Genomic DNA, 24,216 nt, shown 5'->3' with positions numbered 1-24,216 from the left:
GTTTAAATGTCACAATTAAAACCACAAGAAGTTGTACGTTTAGGCGATATACAAATGGCAAATCATTTGCCATTTGTATTATTTGGCGGAATGAACGTACTTGAATCAAAAGATTTAGCTTTCGAAATTGCAGAAACGTATGTGGATATTTGCAAACGCTTAGATATTCCTTATGTATTTAAAGCGAGTTTTGATAAAGCAAATCGTTCTAGTCTGCATTCATTCCGTGGTCCTGGACTTGAAAAAGGTATTGAATGGTTAGGCGATATTAAAAAACATTTTAATGTACCTATCATTACTGATGTTCATGAACCACATCAAGCTGAGGCAGTTGCAGAAGTAGCTGATATTATTCAGTTACCAGCTTTCTTAAGTCGCCAAACTGATCTTGTTGAAGCGATGGCAAAAACACAAGCTATTATTAATATTAAGAAAGCTCAGTTTTTAGCACCTCATGAAATGCGTCATATCCTGAATAAATGTTTAGAAGCAGGAAACGATAAACTTATTCTTTGTGAACGTGGTTCAGCATTTGGCTATAACAACCTTGTTGTAGACATGCTTGGCTTTGATATCATGAAAGAAATGAATGTTCCTGTTTTCTTTGATGTAACACATGCGTTGCAAACTCCTGGTGGTCGTGCTGACTCGGCAGGTGGTCGTCGCGCTCAAATTACAACTTTAGCACGCGCTGGAATGGCAACAGGCTTGGCTGGATTGTTCTTGGAAGGTCATCCAGACCCAGAACATGCAAAATGTGATGGACCTTGTGCATTACGTATGTCGCAGCTTGAGCCGTTCTTGGCACAAATAAAAGAATTGGATACTTTGGTTAAAGGATTCAAAAAGTTAGACACCCATTGAGTTTTTACTCATTTACGCTGCTTTAATCGCAGCTCATATTCATTCAACAGAGGAATTGTTCATGAGCCAAATCGTTGACATCCGTGCACGTGAAATTTTGGACTCTCGTGGTAACCCAACCATCGAAGCAGACGTAATTTTAGAATCTGGGATTGTTGGTCGTGCATGTGCACCATCTGGTGCTTCAACTGGTTCTCGTGAAGCTTTAGAACTACGTGACGGTGATAAATCACGTTACTTAGGTAAAGGCGTTAAAACTGCGGTTAACAACGTAAACACGATTATCCGTGACGCTTTAGTGGGCAAATCAGTATTTGAACAAAAAGACATCGATAATACGATGATCGAACTTGATGGTACTGAAAACAAAGAAAAATTAGGTGCAAATGCAACTTTGGCTGTGTCATTAGCTGCTGCACGCGCTGCTGCTGATGAAAAGAAAATTCCTCTTTTCCAATACATCGCTGACTTACGTGGTCAAACCATTTTGACTATGCCTGTACCAATGATGAACATCATCAATGGTGGTTCACATGCAGACAACAACGTTGATATTCAAGAGTTTATGATTGAGCCAGTAGGCTTCACTTCATTTGCTGAAGCATTACGTGCAGGTGCTGAAATCTTTCATTCACTAAAATCAGTTTTAAACAAAAAAGGTTTAAACACTGCTGTGGGTGATGAAGGTGGTTTTGCACCAAACTTGCGTTCAAACGAAGAAGCAATCACTGTTATTCTTGAAGCTATTGGTCAAACGGGTTACAAAGCTGGTTCTGACATTATGTTGGCGCTTGACTGTGCATCTTCAGAATTCTACAAAAATGGTCAATACATCCTTGCAGGTGAAGGTAATAAAGCATTCACAAGCAACCAGTTCTCTGATTATTTAGCTGGTCTTGTAAACCAATATCCAATTATCTCGATTGAAGACGGTCTAGATGAGTCTGACTGGGAAGGCTGGAGTTACTTAACTTCAATTCTTGGCGACAAAATCCAATTGGTGGGTGATGACTTGTTCGTTACAAACCCTAAGATTTTACAACGTGGTATTAATGAGAAAGTAGGTAACTCTATCTTAATCAAGTACAACCAAATTGGTACGTTGACTGAAACTTTAGATGCAATCTATCTTGCTAAAGAAAATGGCTATACGACTGTAATTTCTCATCGTTCTGGTGAAACAGAAGATTCAACTATTGCTGACTTAGCAGTAGGTACAGCGGCTGGCCAAATTAAGACTGGTTCACTTTGCCGTTCTGACCGTGTTTCTAAGTATAACCAATTACTTCGTATTGAAGAGTTGACTAAAGCTGCTTACCGCGGTAAAGCTGAGTTTAAAGGTTTAAATTAATCTTTAAATAAAAAGTTAAAATTAGTTTTTTAACATTTTAGGGTGCTATTTTTCTGTTTTTAATAGGAAATAGCACCTTTTTATTATCCTAATCGGCGTGTTTTTAAAGACTCAGCCCAACTGTGATGTTTGCAACGGATACATTCTTGATCGATTTTATTTAAAATTTTAGTTTCACCACATTTCATACATGAATAAAAAGTATTGATTTTAAGTACGTCCGCTTTGCAATAAGCATCAGGGAATAATGGCAAGCCCCATTTTACATCCTCATCTTCAAAATAAAGCAGACTGAGAATACCATCGGACTCCAGCAAAGCTGTTCTCACTTGTCCAAGATGTTCAACATTTTGTTGACGCATTTCCGAGAAAAACTCATCATGTGAATATGATTGTCTTTGGAAATCTTTGTAGACTACAAGGCCATCCTTAACAATACAAAGTGCTTTTCCTTCAAGCAAATCTTCAATTTTTTTATGCTTTACCATGCTCCATGTAGCAAATCGATAAAGAAAAAGAATAACGATAAACGCGACGAAGGCATGGGCAATAGGTAGGTCCTTAGTAAACATTGGGTCACCGGCAGCTGAACCTAAACATAAAATAATTGCGAGTTCAAAAAGGGAGAGCTGACGTATACCTCTCTTACCAGATAATCTTAAAAAACTAATAATGATTATGAACATCACGGTACATCGCACTAGAATTTCTAAAACAAAGTTCCAGGTCGTGTCACCTATGAAAATATTAAAAAAATCCATTTTTTCTCCTTTTGATAGGTGAAAGAAATCTTTATAAAATTCTTAGCAAATTAAAAATAGAAAAAATATACTTTTTAAGTAGTTATTGGTTAAAAATTCGAAATATATGCAACTTTTTATGAATTTTTCTCAAACAATTTTTTATGAGTCAACTTCCTATGGATCATCTGATCAAAAGAAGGTGCATCAAAACAATAGACTTATCAAGAGGCATTTTAAAAGTTATATGAGTTTGTATTTATAGAGAGAAGTACAAATATTAGGAGTTATATTCCGAGACGTTCTTTCTTATTATTGAATAAATTAATCTTAATAAAGATATAAGCTGTAAATATGTCTGATAATAAGATTTAAGAAAATAGCTTAATAACAATAAGAAGTATAAGGGATCGAATCTAAACGTTTTTGAAAAATAGATGGATTCATAACGTTTTCATACATTTGTTGATAAGTTTTTTTATGATCCTCAATGTTGTGATAATTGATAATTTCTTGGAGTTTATCTTTATATTCTATGTGTCCAGCATGAAACATGGCTGCATAATGGCCCCATAAAGCATATTGATATCGCAAAGCAGCTTTAGGGATTAAATTTATCTCATTTAAATAACTATTCGCGGTTTTTTCATAACATGCTTTTACTTCATGAGCATCTTTTTTCATTTTACTTAAGAAAATGCATTGTATCTCTTGTAGGTTTGAACTATCTGTTTTTGCTAGTATTTTTTCAGTAACTATATAAGCTTCATTAAGACAACCTAAGTGTACAAGTATTTTACGTTTAGTTTTTAAAAAGTTTAAGTTGTTATCATTAGAAGGTATCTTTTTTAATAAATTTTTTAATTTTAAATGAGCCGTAATTTGGTCTTGTTCAGTATTTAGGTTGTAAATAATATCATTATATTCATATATATAAGTATTAACTTGTCTATGTTTCTTCTGAGTATCCTTCATATTAACTATTTTTGAAGGGCTATCATCAGTAGGGTGATCACAAGCGCTTAAACCTAAGCTTACTAAAGAAAACGCTAAAATTTTGTGCACTACAATTTATACCCTTATTCTCTTTTATGAGATTTGATAAGAATAATAAAATATAAAATAAAATACTGTGTAGTTTTTTATTTCTCTCATTATTGAGCAGTTCCATGGTAAATCTTAATTTGAAAATTAGTTTATATTTTTTATTGAATCAATAACATAAGGCCCTTTGTTTGAGCACTATAATTCAACAGGATCTGTACTCAACCTGTTAGAAATCCTTTTTTGTGCATGGATAGCTATTACATGCTTAATACTTTATAGATTAATAATTTAATCTACATAAATAAGAATAATTATTAACTTGAAGTTGATAACAATTATCATTCATGTTAATTTTTGTGCCGATCTTTTGCTACTGTGTAACAAGGAACATGGTAGTGAAAGGCTAAACATATGGTACAGCACATTGGTTATTATGGAATTTTCTTATGTACAATCCGCTCTTTAGAAAAGCATTTAGAGTTCACCCTTTAGCACTTTCTATGGCTTTAACAGTACCTTCAATTGTTTATGCAGATGAGGCAATGGGAACAGCCACTTTAGAAACGATAAAAGTGCAAGCAGAACAAGAAAATTCCGCTGTTACCGAAGGTTCGGGTAGCTATACAGCAAAAAGCACAAATACTTCTACAAAATTAAATTTGTCTCTTCGTGAAACTCCTCAATCGGTCAAAGTTTTAACTCGTGAATATTTAGATGATCGAAAAATCGATTCTTTTCAAGATTTAATGAACAATATTACGGGTGTTTCAACTTCACGCACCGATGAGCGCCAAAAAGCTTATGCGCGTGGCTTTGAGGTGGATTATTATTTACTGGATGGAATGCCTAGTACAACCAACTTAAGTATAGGCGATCTTGATCTAGATATTTATGATCGTGTTGAAGTCGTTAAAGGTGCTAATGGCTTAACAACAGGCGCGGGGAATCCCGCGATGGCACTCAACATGATCCGTAAACATGCTAATGCCAAAGAGCTTACAGGTAATGTTAGTACATCTTTGGGTTCATGGAACTCGTGGAGCAGCTCAGCAGATATCTCTACACCGCTTAATGCTGATGGGTCTTTACGTGGCCGTATGTTTGTAAAGCATTCTGATGAAAAATCATTTATGGATTTTTATGAGAAAGAACGGAATGTATTTTATGGTGCCCTTGATTATGACCTGAGTGATAAAACAAGCATGTCGCTTGGAGCTACTTATCAAGAGTTACACCGTGACGGTATCCGTTGGGGCGGGACACCGGCTTTTTATACTGATGGGACTCGTACTAATTTTTCTAGAAGCTTAACAGTAAGTGCGCCTTGGACTTATTGGGATGTGAATACAACCGCAGTATTTGCAAACTTAAAGCAGAATTTATTTAATGACATTAATTTAAATATAGCTTATACATTCCGCAAAGAAGATACGGACTCTATGTTGTTATATACAGCAGGCCAAGTAGATAAGGCGACCAATACCAGCCCATTAGAAAATCCGAATGATGAGAAGCATAAAGCTGATTATGTTTCTGTATATGGTGCAAAAGCTGCAAATGAAGAAAACAATATTGATGTTTTTATCAATGCACCATTTACGCTTTTTAATCTTCCACAAGAAATCATTATTGGTGGATCTTGGAATAAGAACGAAAAGACGAAAGATATTTTTGGTGGATCTAACACAAACCAAGACATTGAAAAATATTTAGGTGGTCCGCTTAACTATAACGATATAGCTCAAGAGTTGCTTCAGCCTGTTGTTTTAAACGGTAAAAATGCGCTAAATGAAACTACACAAACTGCCGCATATATTGCTGGTAAATTTCAAATTCTTGATCCTTTAAAAATTATTGCTGGTGCACGTTTATCTAATTGGGAATATAAGTCTGAAAATGATAAAGGTAACCGTGAATTTAACAATGAATTAGCACCATATATTGGCGCTATTTATGATTTTGCCCCAGATCATTCTGTGTATGCGAGTTATACAGAAATTTTCAAACCTCAAGAACGTAAAGATGTAAATGATCAATATATTGACCCGATTACAGGTAAGAGTTATGAGGCGGGGTTAAAGAGCGAATGGTTTGGAGGGCGTTTTAATACAGCGTTGTCAGTATTCCGGATCGAGCAATCTAATTTTGCTGAATCGATACCTGGCCGATTCATTATTCGCAATGGTACACAAACTACAGAGCAGGCTTATCGAGCTGTAGATGGGGTTGAAAGTAAGGGCTTTGAATTTGAAGCTGATGGTGAAATTAACGACAACTGGGGGATTAGTTTCGGTGTTGCTAATTTCGAAGCAAAAGATGCAAAAGGTACAAAGGTTAATACGACAAACTCTCGAACAACTTCGAATTTATTTGTTAAGTACAAACTTGATCAATGGAGTGCAGGATTTGGTTTAAATTATAAGAGTAAATACTACACGGGTAGTGGAAGCTCCCGTATTGAGCAAGATGCTTATGTTTTAGCAAATGCGATGCTAGGCTATCAAGTAGATAAAAATATCAAACTTCAATTCAATATTGATAATATATTTGATGAGAAGTATTACGAAGGTATTGGTGAAAACTCAATGAATTGGGGAACACCACGAAATGCAACAGTAAGTGTTCGTTATAATTTCTGATTTAGACTCTCATAAGCAGTCGATTTGTGAAAGCCCTCTGATGAGGGTTTTTCTATATTTACTCAGCATAATTTAATTATACTTAGACTAGCGTTTAGGTGCATAGATTGATTTATAAGCAGTTGTACTTATAAATATTATTTCCCTTTCAAATTCCATTCATTTTTGACAAAATGATACAAGTCACAATGGTCAATTAAAGTAATATGCCCATTAATAATTTTGCTTAAATTTTTGCAGGAATTGCGCATGTTGTTTGTTAATTACTATACAATACAAACTCTTAACGAAAGTTTTTAATTAAAAATCTTAATGATATGTTAGAAGTATTTCGATCCACTTCAAGCAAACTGATATTGCTACTGGTTATTGTTTTAGTAGCTATACTGCAATATCAATTTTGGTTAGGTGAGGGTGGTTATATCCCTCATCAAGCTCTCATGCAACAAATTCAGCAACAAGCTGAGGTAAATGAAGAGCTTAAAGAACGGAACCGTATTTTGGCGGCAGAGGTTTTTGACCTTAAAAATGGTACAGAAGCAATAGAAGAACATGCTCGCCTTGATCTTGGTTTGGTTAAACCTCACGAGACATTTGTTCAAATGAGTACAATCAGTACCCATTACAAGCCTATTTATATTGACCCGAACGCTAAAGTTGATTTGGAAACGAATGAGACACCTGCATCTCCAGATATCCCAGACTAAATTATGGGCAGTGATTCCAGCTGCAGGATCGGGAAGTCGATTTTCTAAAACTGAATTGAAGCAGTATCAATATATTCAGGATAGGACTGTTTTAGAACACACTATTGGGCGTATAAGTCAGCTTCCTTTAAATGGTTATGTTTTGGCAATTGGTACACAAGATACCTTTGCCCAGACTCTTGCATTTCAAAATATAGATAAGGCGCATTTTTGTACTGGTGGAGCCGAGCGAGTCCATTCGGTGCTAAATGCGTTAAATCATCTTTTAAATTTTGCCGATGAAAATGATTGGGTGCTTGTACATGATGCGGCTCGGCCTTGTGTAACAATTGAGTGTTTGAATGCTCTTGTGGCAAAGGCAATTGAATCAAATGAGAGCGCTATTTTAGCAATTCCTGTTCGTGATACTTTAAAGCAGGTTAAGACAGGCAATCATATTGATAAAACGGTCAGCCGAGATTTATTATGGCAAGCTCAAACTCCTCAAATTACCAAAATTGGTAAACTCAAAAAAGCAATTGAACAGGCTTTAGAGAATAACGTCACTATTACCGATGAGGCAAGTGCACTCGAATATATGGGTGAAACTGTACAGGTTGTGATGGGACGTTCGGATAATATAAAAATTACCTATCCTGATGACTTAGAACTTGCGCGTTTGATTCTTCAATCTCAGTCTTAATTTGATTATTTTAAAATTGCTTGGATAATTAAACTGTCTAAGCAATTCTTTCTACATATCTATTTATAACAACTCATATTCTTTTACATTTATAAGTCTTACGATTTAACAAGATCGGGCAACTACACATAGATAATGTTCGATCATCGAACAAATAACACTTATACCGAACAAAACCATAGCGGGATAACTAGATCAAATTATAAAAATTATCAAGAATGTTTAAAAGGGAAATCTAAGGGAAACACTCGGGATTGAGTGAAAATATTTATCTATTCTTCTCGCCTCAGTGTGTCTAACTCTCTTACCTATCTCTTCTTCAATGAGCACAATGGAGTTGTCTAATGATTGACAAAAGTAAGTCCTCACTTAGCGAGGTTCTATCGCAGATTAAAGATGGTGCCACCATCCTGATTGGTGGTTTTGGTACCGCAGGACAACCCGCTGAACTCATTGACGGACTGATTGAACTGGGTATTAAGGACCTGACTATTGTCAGCAACAATGCCGGTAATGGCGATTACGGTCTGGCTAAATTGCTGAAGGCTGGTTCAGTTAAAAAAGTGATCTGTTCTTTCCCACGTCAATCTGACTCTTATGTATTTGATGAACTGTACCGTGCCGGAAAGGTCGAGCTTGAAGTGGTTCCGCAAGGTAATTTGGCTTGTCGTATTCAGGCAGCAGGTATGGGACTCGGAGCGGTATTTACCCCAACAGGCTTTGGAACACTTTTAGCTGAAGGCAAAGAAACCCGCCAGATCGATGGTAAAGACTACGTACTTGAATATCCAATTAAGGCGGACTTCGCCTTAATTAAAGCTTACAAGGGCGACCGCTGGGGCAATCTGGTTTACCGTAAATCTGCCCGTAACTTTGGCCCGATCATGGCTATGGCTGCGGATGTCACCATTGCTCAGGTTTCTGAGGTAGTTGAATTAGGTGGACTAGATCCAGAACACATTATCACCCCAGGTATCTTTGTACAGCACGTTGTTCAAGTCGCGCCAGCACAGTAAGCAATAAGGAGAAATAACATGAGCTACCAGAAACTCAGCCGTGACCAGATTGCAAAACGTGTGGCACAGGACATTCCTGATGGTGCATATGTGAACTTGGGCATTGGCTTGCCAACCAAGATTGCAAGCTATTTACCTAACGACAAAGATATTTTCCTTCATTCTGAAAATGGTTTATTGGCTTTTGGCCCACCACCAGTGGCGGGTGAAGAAGACCCTGAACTGATTAATGCAGGTAAAGAGTTTGTGACCATGCTAGAAGGTGGCAGCTTTTTCCACCATGGTGACTCATTTGCCATGATGCGCGGTGGTCACCTTGATATTGCAGTGCTGGGTGCCTTTCAGGTTGCAGCGAATGGTGACTTGGCGAACTGGCACACGGGTGCACCGGATGCGATTCCTGCTGTTGGTGGTGCGATGGATTTGGCAGTAGGTGCCAAGAAAGTATTTATCACCACAGATCATGTAACCAAGCAAGGTGAACCGAAGATTGTGGCTGAGCTGAGCTATCCGGTGACGGGTAAACGCTGTGTTGACCGTATTTACACTGACCTTTGTGTGATTGATGTCACGAAGGATGGTTTGAAAGTGATTGAGAAAGTGGAAGGTCTCAGCTTTGATGAGTTGCAGGCTTTAACAGGTGCAACTTTGATTGATGCGACACAAGGATAAGGACGTAGAAATGACTTTAAAAAACGCTTATATCATTGATGCTATCCGTACCCCATTCGGCCGTTATGCCGGTGGTCTTGCACCTGTCCGTGCCGATGACCTTGGCGCTGTGCCGATTAAAGCTCTCATGCAGCGTAACCCAAATATAGATTGGGAACAGGTCGATGATATGATCTATGGCTGTGCCAACCAGGCCGGTGAAGACAACCGTAATGTCGGCCGTATGTCAGCACTACTTGCAGGCTTACCTTATCAAGTACCAGCAACCACCATTAACCGTCTCTGTGGTTCTTCACTCGATGCCATTGCTATGGCAGCCCGTGCTATTAAGGCAGGTGAAGCGAACTTGGTGATTGCTGGTGGTGTAGAAAGCATGAGCCGTGCACCCTATGTGATGGGTAAGTCAGATAGTGCTTTTGGTCGTAGCCAGAAAATTGAAGACACCACCATGGGCTGGCGTTTCATTAACCCAAAACTTAAAGAATTGTATGGTGTTGACACCATGCCCCAGACTGCCGAAAACGTGGCTGAACAGTTCAACGTGAATCGTGCAGATCAGGACCAGTTTGCCTTGGTGAGCCAACAACGCACCGCAAGCGCGCAAGCCAAAGGCTTTTTTTCTAAAGAAATCGTGGCAGTTGAAATCCCTCAGCGTAAGGGGGATGCTGTTGTGATCGATACCGATGAACATCCACGTGCATCAACTACACTTGAAGCTTTAAGCAAACTTAAACCTGTTGTAAAAGCGGATGGCACAGTCACTGCGGGTAATGCTTCGGGCATTAACGATGGTGCAGCAGCATTACTGATCGCATCTGATGATGCAGTTCAAGCTTACAACCTAAAACCACGTGCCAAGATCATTGCCTCTACAGCTGTGGGTGTAGAACCCCGCATTATGGGGTTCGCTCCGGCACCTGCAATCAAGAAGCTTCTTAAACAAGCTAACCTGACCTTAGATCAGATGGATGTGATTGAGTTAAATGAAGCTTTTGCTGCACAGGCTTTGGCAGTCACCCGTGATTTAGGTTTGCCAGATGATTCTGCCAAGGTAAATCCAAACGGTGGTGCAATTGCTTTGGGTCATCCACTTGGCGCTTCAGGTGCACGCCTCGTAACAACAGCCTTAAACCAGCTTGAACAAACAGGTGGACGTTATGCCTTGTGTTCAATGTGTATTGGTGTGGGCCAAGGCATTGCACTCATTATTGAGAGAGTCTAATCATGAGCCAGTTATATGCCAGCTTGTTTTATCAAAAAGACGTCACTGACATCTTTAGTGATTCATCATTAATTACATACATGATTCAGGTTGAAGTTGCGCTAGCTCAAGCACAGGCACAAGTTGGTGTGATTCCTCAAAGTGCGGCTAACACAATTGCACAAGTGGCTGAACAAGCACTAGAAAAGTTTGACTTTCCAGTTTTAGCAGTGGCAACTGGACTAGCTGGGAATATTGCTATTCCGTTTGTAAAACAACTTACAGCAATTGTTAAAGATATTGATGAAGATGCTTCACGCTATGTGCATTGGGGCGCAACCAGTCAAGATATTTTAGACACAGCGTGTATTTTGCAATGTCGTGATGCGTTGAACATTGTGGAAGCTCAACTTCAACAGTGTTACACCACTGCATTACAACAAGCGAAACAATATCGCCATCAAGTCATGATTGGACGCACTTGGTTACAACAAGCTTTGCCAATTACCTTAGGGCATAAACTTGCTCGTTGGGCTTCTGCATTTAAACGTGATTTAGATCGTATTGAAGAGATGAAACCACGTGTATTCACTGCCCAGTTAGGCGGTGCTGTTGGTTCCTTAGCTTCTTTACAAGATCAAGGTTCACTTGTGGTTAGTGCATTTGCTAAACAGCTGAATTTGAGTGTTCCAACAAGTACGTGGCATGGTGAGCGTGACCGTATTGTAGAAATCGCAAGTGTGCTTGGCATGATTGTTGGTAATACAGGCAAAATGGCACGTGATTGGTCTCTTATGATGCAAACCGAAATTGCAGAATTGTTTGAACCCACAGCGAAAGGTCGTGGTGGTTCATCAACCATGCCTCATAAACGCAATCCGGTTGCGGCTGCTTCAGTACTTGCGGCAGCAAACCGTGTGCCAGCACTCATGTCTAGCATTTACCAAAGTATGGTACAGGAACATGAACGTAGCTTAGGTGCGTGGCATGCAGAATGGTTGGCAGTTCCTGAAATTTTTCAGCTTTGTGCTGGAGTATTGAGTCGTACTGGTGAGGTTTTACAAGGTTTCGAAGTTAATGCTGAGCATATGCAACGAAACCTTGAGTGTACCAATGGATTGATTATGGCAGAAGCAGTCATGATGGCACTTGCTCCAAAAATTGGCCGTTTAAATGCTCATCATTTGGTTGAAGCAGCTTGTAAAACAGCAGTGGCACAAAACCAGCATTTATGCGATGTCGTTAGCCAGTTAGATGAAGTAAAAGCACAGTTCAGCCAAGATGAAATTGTGGAAATATTTAAACCAGAAAACTATTTAGGCAATATTCAGCAACAGATTGATGCAGTTTTGCAAGAAGCACAAGGAGAGCCAAAGTGAAACAGACTATTAGCAACCGTCAAGGTAAACAGTTAGCTGTATACACTGAAGGCTTAAAAGATGCTCCTGTGCTTGTGTTTTCTAATTCGTTAGGAACAGGCCATGGTATGTGGCAACCACAAGTAAATGAACTTAAAAATCATTTCAATGTCATTACATATGATACACGAGGCCATGGTGAAAGCGAGGTGATTGGCGACACTTCATTGCAAAATTTAGCGGAAGATGTTGTAGATATTTTAGATGCTTTAAATATTGAAAAAGCTCACTTTTGTGGCATTTCAATGGGTGGCATTACAGGGCTTTGGTTAGGTATCCATTATCCAGAGCGCTTTCATAGCATTACTGTTGCGAACTCAGCAGCTAAAATTGGGCAGGCTGATGCTTGGTTGAGCCGTGCTGAATCTGTAGAGCAAAATGGTCTGGCTGAGTTGGTTAAAACGACACACACCCGCTGGTTTAGTGAAAAATTTGACTATCAACATAATGTTGTTGCACAGATGACCATTCAAAGTCTTGCAAATACACCAGCACAAGGTTATGCCAATGCATGTCGTGCTTTAGCACATGCCGATTTAAGAGATGAAATTGCACAAATCCAAATTCCGGTACTGCTGATTGCAGGAACAGAAGATCCGGTGACTACAGTAATAGATGCTGAGTTTATGCAGCGAGCAATTAACAACAGTCAACTTGCGAAAGTGGATGCATCACATCTGTCTAATATTGAGCAACCGCAAAAATTTACTCAGGAATTAACTCGGTTTATTCAACAGCTCTAGAAATTTAGCAGTTTAAAAGGAATTGGCCTTAAGGAGGCAAATATGGCGTCTCAGGATTACGCTGCACCAAATAAAAGTATCGATGCTCAAGCACTGATCAATGATGCTCCACTCAGTAAGTATCAATGGATGATCGCAATCATCTGTTTCTTAATTATTTTTACTGATGGTATCGATACTGCTGCGATGGGTTTTATCGCTCCAGCTTTGGCTCAGGATTGGGGCGTTGACCGCTCTCAGTTAGGCCCAGTGATGAGTGCTGCACTTGGTGGAATGATTATTGGAGCTTTGGTTTCTGGCCCAACAGCTGACCGTTTTGGTCGCAAAATTGTTTTAGCTGTTTCAATGCTTATTTTTGGTGGTTTTACCTTGGCATCTGCCTATGCAACAAATCTGGATAACCTTGTTGTATTGCGCTTTTTGACAGGTATTGGGCTGGGTGCAGCTATGCCAAATGCCACTACATTATTTTCTGAATACTGTCCAACACGCATTCGTTCATTACTCGTGACATGTATGTTCTGTGGCTACAACTTAGGTATGGCAACAGGTGGCTTTATTAGTAGTTGGCTGATTCCGACTTATGGCTGGCATAGTTTATTTTTGCTAGGTGGTTGGTCTCCTCTGATTTTAATGATTTTAGTGATTTTCGTTTTACCTGAGTCTTATCGCTTTTTAATTGTGAAAGGTAAAGACCCTGAAAAAGTACGCAAAATTTTAAATCATATTGCGCCAACTCAAGTTCAAGATGTAAGCACTTTTTATGTTCCAGAAGAAAAAACTGAAACAGCTCAAAAGAAAAATGTCTTTGGAATTATGTTTTCTAAACCCTATGCGAAAGGAACACTTTTGCTTTGGTTGACCTATTTTATGGGATTGGTTGTTGTTTACTTGCTTACAAGTTGGTTACCAACCCTCATGCGTGAAACAGGTGCTTCAATGGAGCGTGCTGCATTCATTGGTGGATTGTTCCAGTTCGGTGGTGTGGTAAGTGCTTTATTTATTGGCTGGGCAATGGACAAGTTCAACCCGAACCGAGTGATTGCCATCTTCTATTTTGCCGCTGGTCTATTTGCAATTGCTGTGGGTCAAAGCTTAGGGAATTCAACTTTACTTGCTGTGTTGGTTCTTTGCGCAGGTATCGCGATTAATGGTGCGCAATCTTCAATGCCAGCTTTAAGTGCACGTTTCTACCCAACTCAATGCCGTGCAACAGGTGTGTCTTGGATGACAGGTATTGGACGTTTTGGTGCGGTAGTTGGTGCTTGGATTGGGGCTGTATTACTTGGTAATGATTGGTCGTTTACTGCCATTCTCAGTTTATTACTAATTCCAGCGACTGCTGCGGCTGTTGCTGTATTTGTTAAATCACTTGTTGCGCATACCGATGCAACTTAATAGAGGTCTATCACAATGAATGATGAACAACGCTATAAACAAGGCATTGAAGTGCGGACTGAAGTTTTGGGTGAAAAGCATGTGGGTCGGTCTTTGCAAAATCTAAATGACTTTAACCAAGATTTTCAAAATTTTATTAGTCGTTATGCATGGGGTGAAGTGTGGTCTCGTCCAGGCTTACCACGCCATACACGTAGTTTAGTCACCATTGCAATTTTATTGGCTCTGGGCCGCGAAGATGAATTACGTATGCATTTACGTGCATGTTTCAACAATGGTGTAACTAAAGAAGATTTAAAAGAGTTGATCTTACATAGCTCACTCTATGCAGGTTTACCTGCTGCAAACGCTGCAATGCATATGGCCGAAGAAGTCTTTAAAGAGTTGGGAATAGAAGTCAACTCAGTTGCAGCGAAAGAACAGGATTAAGGAGATAAAGATGTCACAACATAGCTGGGGTGCTTACGCCCAACGTAATACAGAAGATCATCCACCTGCATATGCGACAGGTTATAAGACAAGTGTTTTACGTTCGCCAAAAAATGCATTGATTTCTATTAATGAGACTTTAACTGAAGTCACTTCACCGCATTTTTCTTCAAATTTGTTTGGCCCAAAAGATAACGATTTGATTTTGAACTATGCCAAAGATGGTTTGCCAATTGGTGAGCGTGTCATTGTTCATGGTTATGTTCGCGACCAATTTGGTCGTCCTGTAAAAAATGCACTTTTAGAAGTATGGCAAGCCAATGCTTCGGGCCGTTACCGTCATCCGAACGATAAATATATTGGTGCTATGGACCCTAACTTTGGTGGTTGTGGTCGTACATTAACCGATGAAAATGGCTTTTATATTTTCCGTACCATTAAACCGGGTCCATATCCGTGGCGTAACCGCATTAATGAATGGCGTCCGGCACACATCCATTTCTCTTTAATTGCTGATGGCTGGGCTCAGCGCCTAATTTCACAGTTTTATTTTGAAGGCGATACGCTCATCGATACTTGCCCGATCTTAAAAACGATTCCTTCTGAAGATCAACGTCGTGCATTGATTGCACTAGAAGATAAAAACAACTTTATCGAAGCTGATAGCCGTTGTTACCGTTTTGACATCACTTTGCGTGGTCGTCGAGCGACTTACTTCGAAAATGATTTGACTTAATCAGGAGCCTTAGCATGAATAACTGGAATTTTCAGGAATTAAAAGAAACTCCATCTCAAACAGGTGGTCCTTACGTTCACATTGGTTTGTTGCCACAACAAGCAAATATTGAGGTTTTTGAAAACAACTTTAATAACCAGCTTGTACAAGACCAAACTCAAGGCCAGCGTATCCGTCTTGAAGGGCAAGTATTTGACGGATTAGGTTTGCCGTTACGTGATGTGCTTATCGAGATTTGGCAGGCCGATGCAAATGGTATTTACCCAAGTCAAGCTGATACACGTGAGCAAAAAGCTGACCCCGCTTTTCAAGGTTGGGGCCGTACAGGTGCAGACTTTGAAACGGGTATTTGGAGCTTTAATACCATTAAACCGGGTGCAACTGCTGGTCGTAAAGGTTCAACTCAAGCACCACATATCGCTTTAGTGATATTTGCTCGTGGTATTAATTTAGGTCTTCATACACGTGTTTATTTTGAAGATGAAGCCGAAGCAAATGCTAATGATGCAATTCTAAATAGCATTGAATGGGCACCGCGTCGCCAGACCCTTATTGCAAAACGTTCTGAAGAAAATGGTGAAGTTATTTACCGCTTTGATATTCGTATTCAAGGCGATGATGAAACCGTATTTTTTGATATTTAAGAAACACCCAAGGCTACACATGATCGCCCATGGATGCGTGTAGCCTTTTAAGGATGAACGATATGAACATGAAAACATTATTAAGCTTAAGTTTGCTTGCACTTCCATTTTTTACAGCACAAGTGAATGCTGAACCTGTTGCTTTAGCTACTCAAACACAACCTGCGGCTATAGCTGTTAAAACGATTGTTCCGATTACAGCAAAAACCAAAGAACAAGCTTTGGCACAAGCTCAAGTGATTGCAAATACAGCAGATGCTGATTTGGCAGAATTCCGTATCGATTTATTGAGTTTTGCTAGTGACACAAAGCAAGTGATTGCCTTGGGCCACGAATTGAAAAAGATTTTAGGCAATAAGCCAATGATTGCCACAATTCGTACGAAAAACGAAGGTGGCCAGCTTGAAATTAGCGATGCGGATTATGGTAAGACTTATCAGGCTTATTTAAAAAATCCGTTCATGGACTGGCTAGATGTTGAAATGTTCCGTGATCAAAAAGTTGTTTCAGAAATTGTTCAAAAAGCACATCAAAAGAAAGTGCTGGTGGTGATGTCTAATCATGATTTCCAAAAAACGCCAAGCCAAGGCGAAATTGAAAAACGCTTGCTAAAACAAGATCAGATTGGAGCAGATGTTCTCAAAATTGCAGTAATGCCAAAATCTAAACAAGATGTTTTCACTCTAATGAATGCGACTTTAAAAGTAAGTCAGCAAACCACAAAACCATTATTGACCATGTCGATGGGACAGTTAGGGACGATCTCTCGTGTTGCAACAGCCAATATGGGTGGAAGTTATAGCTTTGGCATGATTGGTGAGGCTTCTGCACCGGGTCAAATTGATGTGACCAAGCTCAAACAGATTTTAAAAACCGTTCAACCAACAAACCCGTAAATCATAAGGACATGATGAAATGAATACATTACGTTTAACTACTCTTGCATTAGGTTTGATGGTTTCAGGGGTAGCCGCTGCGCAGACTTATGTTGTTGACCGTTATCAAGACGATAACAATAAAGGTTCTTTACGTTGGGCAATTGAGCAAGCCAATGCTAACCCGACTGAAGCAAGCGAAATCTTGATTCAGGCAGTGGGCAAAGCACCGTATGCAATTAAACTAAACGGTGCGCTTCCAGAGATTAAAGCGCCAGTCAAAATCATTGGTACCCAGTGGGATAAAACTGGTGAATATATCGGGATTGATGGTTCAAACTATATAAAAGGCGAAGGTGCGAAAGCTTGCCCAGGCGCAAACCCTGAACAGTACGGAACAAATGTACGTACGATGACTTTACCGGGATTAGTACTACGCGATGTAAATAACGTTACTTTAAAAGGACTGGATATTCATCGTTTCTGTATTGGTGTATTGATTAACCGTTCAAGCAACAACCTCATTCAACACAACCGTATTAGCAATAACTACGGTGGCGCTGGAGTGATGTTAACTGGTGATGATGGACAAGGTAACCCAACTGCAACCACCACCAATAACAACAAAGTGTTGGATAATATTTTCCAAGACAATGGTGATGGTTTAGAGCTAACCCGTGGTGCTGCATTTAACTTAATTGCAAATAACCATTTTGTTTCAACTAAAGCAAATCCAGAGCCATCACAAGGTATTGAAATTTTGTGGGGTAATGACAATGCCGTAGTAGGTAACAAATTCGAAAACTATTCGGATGGCTTACAGATTAACTGGGGTAAGCGTAACTATATTGCCTACAACGAAATGACCAATAACTCGATTGGTTTTAACATGACAGGCGATGGCAACATTCTCGATAGCAATAAAATCCATGGTAACCGTATTGGTGTCGCGATTCGTTCGGAAAAAGATGCAAATGCAAAAATTACATTGACTAAAAACCTGATTTGGGACAATGGTAAAGATATTAAACGCTGTGAAGCGGGTGGTTCATGTGTATCAAATCAGCGTTTAGGTGCAATTGTATTTGGTGTACCTGCACTTGAGCACGAAGGATTTGTAGGTTCTCGTGGTGGTGGTGTAGTTGTTGATCCATCGAAACAACAGAAAACATGTACTCAGCCAAATCAACAAGGCTGTAATGCTCAACCTAACCAAGCAATTAAAGCACCTAAATTAACCGCTAATAATGGTTCAGTTGCTGTAGAAATTAATGGTTTACCAAATCAACGTTATCAAGTTGAGTTCTTTGGAAATCAAAATGCAGCATCAAAAGAAGCTGAGCAATATTTAGGAGCTGCTACTGTTGCTACAGATGCGCAAGGTAATGCAAAAGCGAATTGGAAGCCAACTGTAAAAATTGCCTCAATTACAGCGAATATCACTGATCGCTTTGGAGCGACGTCTGAACTTAGTTCGGCCGTACAAATTAAATAATAACAATAAGAGAAGCGCCTCAACCGAGGCGCAGCATAGAAATATAGAAATGATAAAAGGGACTTAAAATGCCGAATTTAATGAAACTGAGTGTGTTAATGATTGCTGTATTAGGCAGTCAATTTGCGCTTGCCAATGAGCCGTGGTCACAAGACCGTCAATGGTTACTTGGCGACTGGAATGGTGAACGTCAGCAATTAGAGCAACAGGGTTATAAATTTACTGCTTCTATTATGAGCCAAGCTGCCACAAATTTAGATGGTGGTTACAACGACAGCAATACTTTTGAAAATGCTGCACAACTTTCTTTAGGCGCAAACTTTGATTTAGAAAAAATTGCTGGATGGAAAGATACAACGGCCAGTTTAGTCGTGACTAAACGTGACGGGAATGCATTAACTCTCGAGCGTATTAAAGACCCGCGTTCTAGCCAATTAGGCAATGCTCAAGAAATTTATGGTCGCGGGAAAATCTGGCGTTTATCTCAAGCATGGGTCAAAAAAGGTTTTGCTGATAATACAGTACAGGTCAAAGTCGGTCGTATGGGCATGTCTGAAGACTTTAATGGTTCTCAATGTGAATTTCAGAACTTATTGCTTTGCGGTGGACAGTTAGGAAAGTCAATCGGTTCAATTTGGTATAACTCGCCAGTCGGTGTTTGGGCTGCAAATGTTAAATATCAATTTGCGCCTGAGTGGACTTTTGGAATTGGTGCGTATGAAGTCAATCCAGACAACATTAAAACTGAGTCTAATAGCGATGGTTTTAATCTGGATATGAACAATGTGAAGGGAGCAACCATACCAGTTGAACTTGCATGGAAACCTAAACTTGCTGCTTTTAATGGCTTACCGGGTGAATATAAAGTAGGTGCGTTGTACTCAACCGCAGAAGCAAATGACATTAAAACTATGGGTAAAGTTCATGATGGAAAACAAAGTTTCTGGATTAATGCTCAGCAACAACTTACCCATAAAGGTGAAGATCCTAAACGCGGTTTATATGTAAGTTTGAATGGTGTGGTAAATGATAAAGCGACGACTTTTGTTCAAAGTACTCAACAACTTGCCCTTTGGTATAAAGGACCATTTGATAGCCGTCCAAACGATTCGATTGGTTTTGGTATTGCCAATTATGTGGTCAATGATCGTGCTAAAGATAAGCAAATCGCAACAAACGAAAGTCGTGGATACTATAGCTATGATGCGATTGCATCTGACTATATTCCAATTCAAGACGACGAGCTAAATGTCGAATTGAACTATACCTACCAATGGTCTCCGGCCGTTATGTTACGTCCAAATATTCAATATATCCATCAACCTGCCGGTGTAAAAGCGGTCGATGACGCTTGGGTGGCGGGACTGAGCGTAAAAGTCAATTTTTAACAATGTTGATGGCTGGTTAGACATAGTTTAACTGGCCCAAATGCTTGAACTATTGTGTTCAGTATATGTGGAGTAGGATCTATGTCTGAGTCAGATTCTAAGTTTCATATCTTATTCAAAATATGGTGTTTTCTATTAGGCCTAGTTTTATTGGCTACTGGTGTTTTTTACATCGTAGGCGGTGGAAAGCTAGTGTCATTAGGTGGATCTTGGTATTTCCTCGTCGCAGGGCTGTTTATTACCATCTCTGCATTTAGTATTTTTCGTAAAAAGGCGCTTGGTGTCTGGATTTTTGCGGCTGTTTTTATTGGCACCGTAATTTGGTCATTTGTTGATGCTGGATGGGAATTTTGGCCGTTATTCTCGCGGTTAATGTTTCCTGCTGGTCTTTTTGCTGCATTGTTATTTACCTTACCTGCAATTCGACGTTACCAATTCCAAAGCAGTTTGGCATCTTCATCCTATGCGGTAGGTGGATTAGTTGTTGTTGGTATGTTGATTGCGTTCTATCAAATGTTCCAACCACATCCAACAGTAGCAAGTTCAGGTGAAAAACTACCTTTAGTACCCGTTGATCCTGCTAAAAAACAGGTGAATTGGGAAAATTATGGTAATGATGCAGGTGGTAGTCGTTTCGTTGCTCTCGACCAAATTAACCGAGATAACGTTCATAAGTTAAAAGAAGCTTGGCGTTTTAGAACAGGCGATTTAACAACGGGTAGTGGTAATGGTGCTGAAGACCAAATGACGCCGCTACAAGTTGGAAATAAAGTCTTCTTATGTACACCACATAATAATATTTTTGCGATTGATGCGGACTCTGGTAAACAGCTTTGGAAAGCTGAAGTGAACTCTAAAGCCGATGCTTGGGAGCGTTGCCGTGGGGTCGCATATTTTGATTCAACCAAGCCACTTGTACAACCAACTTTGGCTGGTGCAAATCCAGTAACTACAGTTGCAAACAATACAGCATGTCCACGCCGTTTATATACCAATACTCCAGATGGTCGTTTAATTGCAGTGAATGCAGATAACGGTCAGCGCTGTGCTGACTTTGGTGTCAATGGAACGGTTGATCTGTTAGAAGGCCTTGGAGCTGGAACCAAAGCGCCACGTTTTGAAGTGACTTCTGCACCGACTATTGCAGGCACAACCATTGTGGTAGGTAGCCGTATTGCTGATAACGTTGCTGCAGATATGCCGGGTGGTGTTATCCGTGGTTATGACGTCATTACGGGTAAACTTCGTTGGGCATTTGACCCGCGTAACCCAAACCCTAATTACGTTCTTAAACCAGGTGAAACTTATAAACGTAGTTCGGCAAACTCTTGGGCTGCAATGTCATATGACCCGCAAATGAATACAGTGTTCTTACCTATGGGTAGCTCATCTGTCGACATTTGGGGTGGTAATCGTAATCCATTAGATCACAAGTACAATACTTCTGTTTTGGCACTTGATGCGACAACAGGTAAAGAAAAGTGGGTATATCAAACTGTTCATAATGATTTATGGGACTTTGACTTACCAATGCAACCGAGTTTAGTTGACTTCCCATTAAAAGATGGTACGACTAAACCAGCTGTTGTAATTGGAACCAAATCAGGCCAATTCTTTGTACTTGACCGTGTAACGGGTAAATCACTTACTAAAGTGATTGAACAGCCTGTTAAACCTGCAAATATTCCGGGTGAACAATATAGTCTGACTCAACCACGATCAGTTGAAATGCCACAGATCGGTAATCAGACTTTAACTGAGTCAGATATGTGGGGTGCAACGCCGTTTGACCAACTCATGTGCCGTATTAACTTCAAGTCAATGCGTTACGAAGGTCTATTTACTGCCCCAGGTACTGATGTTTCACTAAGCTTCCCAGGCTCTTTGGGTGGCATGAACTGGGGTAGCATTGCTTTTGATCCGACTCATCGCTATATGTTCGTCAACGATATGCGCCTTGGCTTATGGGTTCAATTAATGGAACAGACTCCTGAAGATATTAAGATTCAGGCGAATGGTGGAGAGAAAGTAAACACAGGTATGGGTGCTGTACCAATGAAAGGTACGCCATTTAAAGTAAATAAAAACCGTTTTATGTCTGCGCTTAGCATTCCGTGTCAAAAACCGCCATTTGGTACAATGACTGCGATTGATTTAAAAACTCGTCAGGTCGCATGGCAAGTACCGCTAGGTACGGTTGAAGATACAGGGCCTATGGGGATCAAAATGGGCTTAAAAGCACCAATTGGTATGCCAACTATTGGTGGACCAATGGCAACGCAAGGCGGTTTGGTTTTCTTTGCAGCAACACAAGATTACTACTTACGTGCTTTTGATTCGTCTACAGGTAAAGAACTGTGGAAATCACGTATGCCAGTAGGTAGCCAAGGAACCCCAATAAGCTATGTTTCACCGAAAACAGGTAAACAATACGTGGTTGTTACGGCAGGCGGAGCTCGCCAGTCTCCTGATCATGGCGATTATATAATCGCATATAGTTTAGAGAAGTAACTTAATGGGCAAAAGAAGAGCATTCTTCTTTTGCCTTTAACTTTAATACATTTTTTATATTAAAATAATAGAGTAATTCCTATTGTTTTAACTAGATAGCTTTACCAAATAGTAAAAAAGTGCTTTAACTTATTGCAAAACCTAAAATATTCCTACGATTGATAATGCTTGAACACTAGATATAGCCGAACGATTAGATATTTTTTCACAATGTTTTACCTATAAATAAAATCTATTTGTTTATTAAGTTTTGTTTAACTTAAGGTTGTGAATTTTAATTAGAAATAAACATTATTGACTTTTTAGTCCTAAAAAGTAGGATTTTTTTGCTGGAAAAACAAGCGTAAATATATATTTATATTATATTTATATAATTTATAGCATTACGTTAGAATGGTCATCGCAGGTTATTACTACCCAGTAATAATTTGTATTTCAGGAATTTAAGCTTTTATTGGCTTAAGGCTCATCGCAAGATGGGCCTTTTTTTATGCGATTTAGATCATAATATTTGATTATTATAAAAATAGCCTAAGCATAGACAGATATGAATTAATGAAAACAATCACAAAAAATAGTCTTTAATGACAAGAAGTGTATGATTTGATAAATTAAAGCCACTTGATAATAATAGGTGATACGATGAGATTTTTAGTTCTTGCAACTTTATCTGGTTTAGCTTTGATGGGTTGTGCTTCTGTTCAGCAAGCACCGAATACACAAGAAACTATTCGTTATGCTTCTAGCCCATGCTTTGGTGCATGTCCAATCTATTCTGTAGAAGTAGCACCTACAGGTTTAATTCGTTTTGAAGGTAAACAATACACTAAAGCTATAGGCGTTAAAGAAATTCAAGGCAGTATAAAAGACTATCAAAAACTTGTAAGCGATTTAAAAACTTATCGACCAGAAACAGGTACACAAGCGAAAACTGGTGGATGCCAGCAAACCGCGACTGATATGTCTAGTTATTATATTTCGTGGATCCAAGCAAATGGTACAGAGACGAAGTTAAGCCACTATAAAGGATGTATGTCTCCAGCGAACAATAAACTGAATAAAATTATGGATAGCTTGCCAGAGCAGTTAGGCATTAAAGATCTAATTTAATGATAAAAGCCCCAAGAGTTTGGGGCTTTTTCTTGTTAAGAAAATTTATATACTTGGGAGTTTTATCTTAAGTATTTCTAAAAGAATAAGCGTATAATTCACATTATAAAAAAGTATATTGTTTGGATTAAACTATGTCAAATATTGTCTATGCCTTTCTAGGCGGTTTGCTACTAGGCATTGCAACTATTGGTTATTTATATATAAATGGACGTATTGTAGGGATTAGTGGGTTAATCGCTCAAATCATTAAGCCGTCTAAAGACACGTTTAAAGGTTCTGCATTTTGGTTCATTGCGGGATTAGTAATTACACCTTTCATATATGGTTATTTTTATCAGCCTGAAATTGAAATTAAAGCCAATATATTTGCACTTATGTTAGCAGGCGTACTTGTTGGTTTTGGAACACGGCTCGGATCTGGTTGTACAAGTGGCCATGGTATTTGTGGCATGAGCAGGTTATCAAAACGCTCAATGATAGCGACAGCAGTTTTTATGTTTGCTGGCATGTTAACGGTTTATATCATTCGTCATGTGTTGGGGTAATC

Annotated in this window: 22 protein-coding genes; 20 read left to right on the top strand and 2 right to left on the bottom strand. The window is 39.3% G+C overall.

The features are described 5' to 3' along the window. Positions 1-6 precede the first annotated feature (6 nt). Positions 7-864, top strand: a complete 858-nt coding sequence (gene kdsA / locus KTH84_RS04170) for a 3-deoxy-8-phosphooctulonate synthase (protein ID WP_003652054.1) — start codon at positions 7-9, stop codon at positions 862-864. A gap of 61 nt (positions 865-925) precedes the next feature. After that, positions 926-2,215, top strand: a complete 1,290-nt coding sequence (gene eno, locus KTH84_RS04165) for a phosphopyruvate hydratase (protein WP_133973340.1) — start codon at positions 926-928, stop codon at positions 2,213-2,215. A gap of 83 nt (positions 2,216-2,298) precedes the next feature. Here eno and KTH84_RS04160 read toward each other — a convergent pair whose 3' ends face one another. Continuing rightward, complete coding sequence (locus tag KTH84_RS04160) at positions 2,299-2,976, bottom strand: DUF421 domain-containing protein (RefSeq protein ID WP_262472121.1); 678 nt, start codon at positions 2,974-2,976, stop codon at positions 2,299-2,301. Positions 2,977-3,339: 363 nt separating this feature from the next. Further along, positions 3,340-4,020 carry a hypothetical protein gene (locus KTH84_RS04155; protein WP_262472120.1) on the bottom strand — a complete coding sequence of 227 codons (681 nt, stop codon included), beginning with the start codon at positions 4,018-4,020 and terminating at the stop codon, positions 3,340-3,342. 428 nt (positions 4,021-4,448) lie between these two features. Between KTH84_RS04155 and KTH84_RS04150 the strand changes: the two genes are divergently transcribed. From KTH84_RS04150 to KTH84_RS04065, 18 genes are all read left to right on the top strand, one after another. Further along, entirely contained in the window at positions 4,449-6,641 is a 2,193-nt protein-coding gene (locus tag KTH84_RS04150; protein WP_410374394.1) for a TonB-dependent siderophore receptor, read from the top strand. Between the two features lie 317 nt (positions 6,642-6,958). After that, the gene (ftsB, locus tag KTH84_RS04145; RefSeq protein WP_004643028.1) at positions 6,959-7,348 is read left to right on the top strand and encodes a cell division protein FtsB; all 390 of its coding nucleotides are present in this window, start codon (positions 6,959-6,961) and stop codon (positions 7,346-7,348) included. Beyond that, positions 7,314-8,030: a 2-C-methyl-D-erythritol 4-phosphate cytidylyltransferase gene (ispD, locus tag KTH84_RS04140; RefSeq protein ID WP_262472119.1), complete on the top strand. Its 717-nt coding sequence runs from the start codon at positions 7,314-7,316 to the stop codon at positions 8,028-8,030. The genes ftsB and ispD overlap by 35 nt, the downstream gene beginning before the upstream one ends. Positions 8,031-8,374: 344 nt before the next feature. Then, the gene (locus tag KTH84_RS04135) at positions 8,375-9,046 is read left to right on the top strand and encodes a 3-oxoacid CoA-transferase subunit A (protein ID WP_004792014.1); all 672 of its coding nucleotides are present in this window, start codon (positions 8,375-8,377) and stop codon (positions 9,044-9,046) included. A gap of 18 nt (positions 9,047-9,064) precedes the next feature. Then, the gene (locus KTH84_RS04130; RefSeq protein WP_262472117.1) at positions 9,065-9,718 is read left to right on the top strand and encodes a 3-oxoacid CoA-transferase subunit B; all 654 of its coding nucleotides are present in this window, start codon (positions 9,065-9,067) and stop codon (positions 9,716-9,718) included. A 10-nt stretch (positions 9,719-9,728) separates the two neighbouring features. Continuing rightward, positions 9,729-10,940, top strand: a complete 1,212-nt coding sequence (gene pcaF / locus KTH84_RS04125) for a 3-oxoadipyl-CoA thiolase (RefSeq protein WP_262472116.1) — start codon at positions 9,729-9,731, stop codon at positions 10,938-10,940. Between the two features lie 2 nt (positions 10,941-10,942). Further along, on the top strand, positions 10,943-12,298 hold the full coding sequence (pcaB, locus tag KTH84_RS04120; RefSeq protein ID WP_262472115.1) for a 3-carboxy-cis,cis-muconate cycloisomerase: 1,356 nt from the start codon (positions 10,943-10,945) through the stop codon (positions 12,296-12,298). Continuing rightward, positions 12,295-13,080 carry a 3-oxoadipate enol-lactonase gene (pcaD, locus tag KTH84_RS04115; protein ID WP_262472113.1) on the top strand — a complete coding sequence of 262 codons (786 nt, stop codon included), beginning with the start codon at positions 12,295-12,297 and terminating at the stop codon, positions 13,078-13,080. Before pcaB ends, pcaD begins: the two co-directional genes overlap by 4 nt. 42 nt (positions 13,081-13,122) lie before the next feature. Further along, positions 13,123-14,478: an MFS transporter gene (locus KTH84_RS04110; protein ID WP_042896112.1), complete on the top strand. Its 1,356-nt coding sequence runs from the start codon at positions 13,123-13,125 to the stop codon at positions 14,476-14,478. A gap of 15 nt (positions 14,479-14,493) precedes the next feature. After that, positions 14,494-14,907: a 4-carboxymuconolactone decarboxylase gene (gene pcaC, locus KTH84_RS04105; protein ID WP_005306044.1), complete on the top strand. Its 414-nt coding sequence runs from the start codon at positions 14,494-14,496 to the stop codon at positions 14,905-14,907. 10 nt (positions 14,908-14,917) lie between these two features. Then, positions 14,918-15,643, top strand: a complete 726-nt coding sequence (gene pcaH / locus KTH84_RS04100; protein ID WP_202741926.1) for a protocatechuate 3,4-dioxygenase subunit beta — start codon at positions 14,918-14,920, stop codon at positions 15,641-15,643. Positions 15,644-15,657: 14 nt separating this feature from the next. After that, positions 15,658-16,287: a protocatechuate 3,4-dioxygenase subunit alpha gene (pcaG, locus tag KTH84_RS04095; protein WP_133973365.1), complete on the top strand. Its 630-nt coding sequence runs from the start codon at positions 15,658-15,660 to the stop codon at positions 16,285-16,287. Between the two features lie 68 nt (positions 16,288-16,355). Next, positions 16,356-17,183 (top strand): type I 3-dehydroquinate dehydratase, encoded by an 828-nt coding sequence (aroD, locus tag KTH84_RS04090; protein WP_262472483.1) that lies wholly within the window; start codon positions 16,356-16,358, stop codon positions 17,181-17,183. Positions 17,184-17,202: 19 nt separating this feature from the next. Further along, positions 17,203-18,657 (top strand): NosD domain-containing protein, encoded by a 1,455-nt coding sequence (locus tag KTH84_RS04085; protein WP_262472111.1) that lies wholly within the window; start codon positions 17,203-17,205, stop codon positions 18,655-18,657. Positions 18,658-18,725: 68 nt separating this feature from the next. Next, positions 18,726-20,045 carry a carbohydrate porin gene (locus KTH84_RS04080; protein WP_262472110.1) on the top strand — a complete coding sequence of 440 codons (1,320 nt, stop codon included), beginning with the start codon at positions 18,726-18,728 and terminating at the stop codon, positions 20,043-20,045. A gap of 81 nt (positions 20,046-20,126) precedes the next feature. Beyond that, positions 20,127-22,556, top strand: coding sequence for a glucose/quinate/shikimate family membrane-bound PQQ-dependent dehydrogenase (locus tag KTH84_RS04075; protein WP_262472109.1), 2,430 nt, complete (start codon positions 20,127-20,129; stop codon positions 22,554-22,556). A 642-nt stretch (positions 22,557-23,198) separates the two neighbouring features. Further along, positions 23,199-23,666, top strand: a complete 468-nt coding sequence (locus KTH84_RS04070; protein ID WP_042896126.1) for a DUF6438 domain-containing protein — start codon at positions 23,199-23,201, stop codon at positions 23,664-23,666. A gap of 134 nt (positions 23,667-23,800) precedes the next feature. Continuing rightward, positions 23,801-24,214, top strand: coding sequence for a YeeE/YedE family protein (locus KTH84_RS04065; protein ID WP_202741931.1), 414 nt, complete (start codon positions 23,801-23,803; stop codon positions 24,212-24,214). Positions 24,215-24,216: the final 2 nt, after the last annotated feature.

The sequence above is a fragment of the Acinetobacter sp. WU_MDCI_Abxb74 genome (assembly GCF_025513915.1).
GTDB classification, from domain to species: domain Bacteria; phylum Pseudomonadota; class Gammaproteobacteria; order Pseudomonadales; family Moraxellaceae; genus Acinetobacter; species Acinetobacter calcoaceticus_C.
This window is presented reverse-complemented; position numbering and strand designations above follow the sequence as displayed.

Bases quoted from the DNA above. Each gene is read 5' to 3' on its own strand.
- KTH84_RS04085 (WP_262472111.1), top strand. From the start codon at position 17,203: ATGAATACATTACGTTTAACTACTCTTGCATTAGGTTTGATGGTTTCA.
- KTH84_RS04075 (WP_262472109.1), top strand. From the start codon at position 20,127: ATGTCTGAGTCAGATTCTAAGTTTCATATCTTATTCAAAATATGGTGT.
- pcaB (WP_262472115.1), top strand. From the start codon at position 10,943: ATGAGCCAGTTATATGCCAGCTTGTTTTATCAAAAAGACGTCACTGAC.
- KTH84_RS04135 (WP_004792014.1), top strand. From the start codon at position 8,375: ATGATTGACAAAAGTAAGTCCTCACTTAGCGAGGTTCTATCGCAGATT.
- KTH84_RS04150 (WP_410374394.1), top strand. From the start codon at position 4,449: ATGTACAATCCGCTCTTTAGAAAAGCATTTAGAGTTCACCCTTTAGCA.
- eno (WP_133973340.1), top strand. From the start codon at position 926: ATGAGCCAAATCGTTGACATCCGTGCACGTGAAATTTTGGACTCTCGT.
- aroD (WP_262472483.1), top strand. From the start codon at position 16,356: ATGAAAACATTATTAAGCTTAAGTTTGCTTGCACTTCCATTTTTTACA.
- KTH84_RS04160 (WP_262472121.1), bottom strand. From the start codon at position 2,976: ATGGATTTTTTTAATATTTTCATAGGTGACACGACCTGGAACTTTGTT.
- KTH84_RS04110 (WP_042896112.1), top strand. From the start codon at position 13,123: ATGGCGTCTCAGGATTACGCTGCACCAAATAAAAGTATCGATGCTCAA.
- KTH84_RS04130 (WP_262472117.1), top strand. From the start codon at position 9,065: ATGAGCTACCAGAAACTCAGCCGTGACCAGATTGCAAAACGTGTGGCA.
- pcaF (WP_262472116.1), top strand. From the start codon at position 9,729: ATGACTTTAAAAAACGCTTATATCATTGATGCTATCCGTACCCCATTC.
- KTH84_RS04070 (WP_042896126.1), top strand. From the start codon at position 23,199: ATGAGATTTTTAGTTCTTGCAACTTTATCTGGTTTAGCTTTGATGGGT.
- pcaG (WP_133973365.1), top strand. From the start codon at position 15,658: ATGAATAACTGGAATTTTCAGGAATTAAAAGAAACTCCATCTCAAACA.
- ftsB (WP_004643028.1), top strand. From the start codon at position 6,959: ATGTTAGAAGTATTTCGATCCACTTCAAGCAAACTGATATTGCTACTG.
- pcaC (WP_005306044.1), top strand. From the start codon at position 14,494: ATGAATGATGAACAACGCTATAAACAAGGCATTGAAGTGCGGACTGAA.
- KTH84_RS04080 (WP_262472110.1), top strand. From the start codon at position 18,726: ATGCCGAATTTAATGAAACTGAGTGTGTTAATGATTGCTGTATTAGGC.
- KTH84_RS04065 (WP_202741931.1), top strand. From the start codon at position 23,801: ATGTCAAATATTGTCTATGCCTTTCTAGGCGGTTTGCTACTAGGCATT.
- ispD (WP_262472119.1), top strand. From the start codon at position 7,314: ATGAGACACCTGCATCTCCAGATATCCCAGACTAAATTATGGGCAGTG.
- pcaH (WP_202741926.1), top strand. From the start codon at position 14,918: ATGTCACAACATAGCTGGGGTGCTTACGCCCAACGTAATACAGAAGAT.
- kdsA (WP_003652054.1), top strand. From the start codon at position 7: ATGTCACAATTAAAACCACAAGAAGTTGTACGTTTAGGCGATATACAA.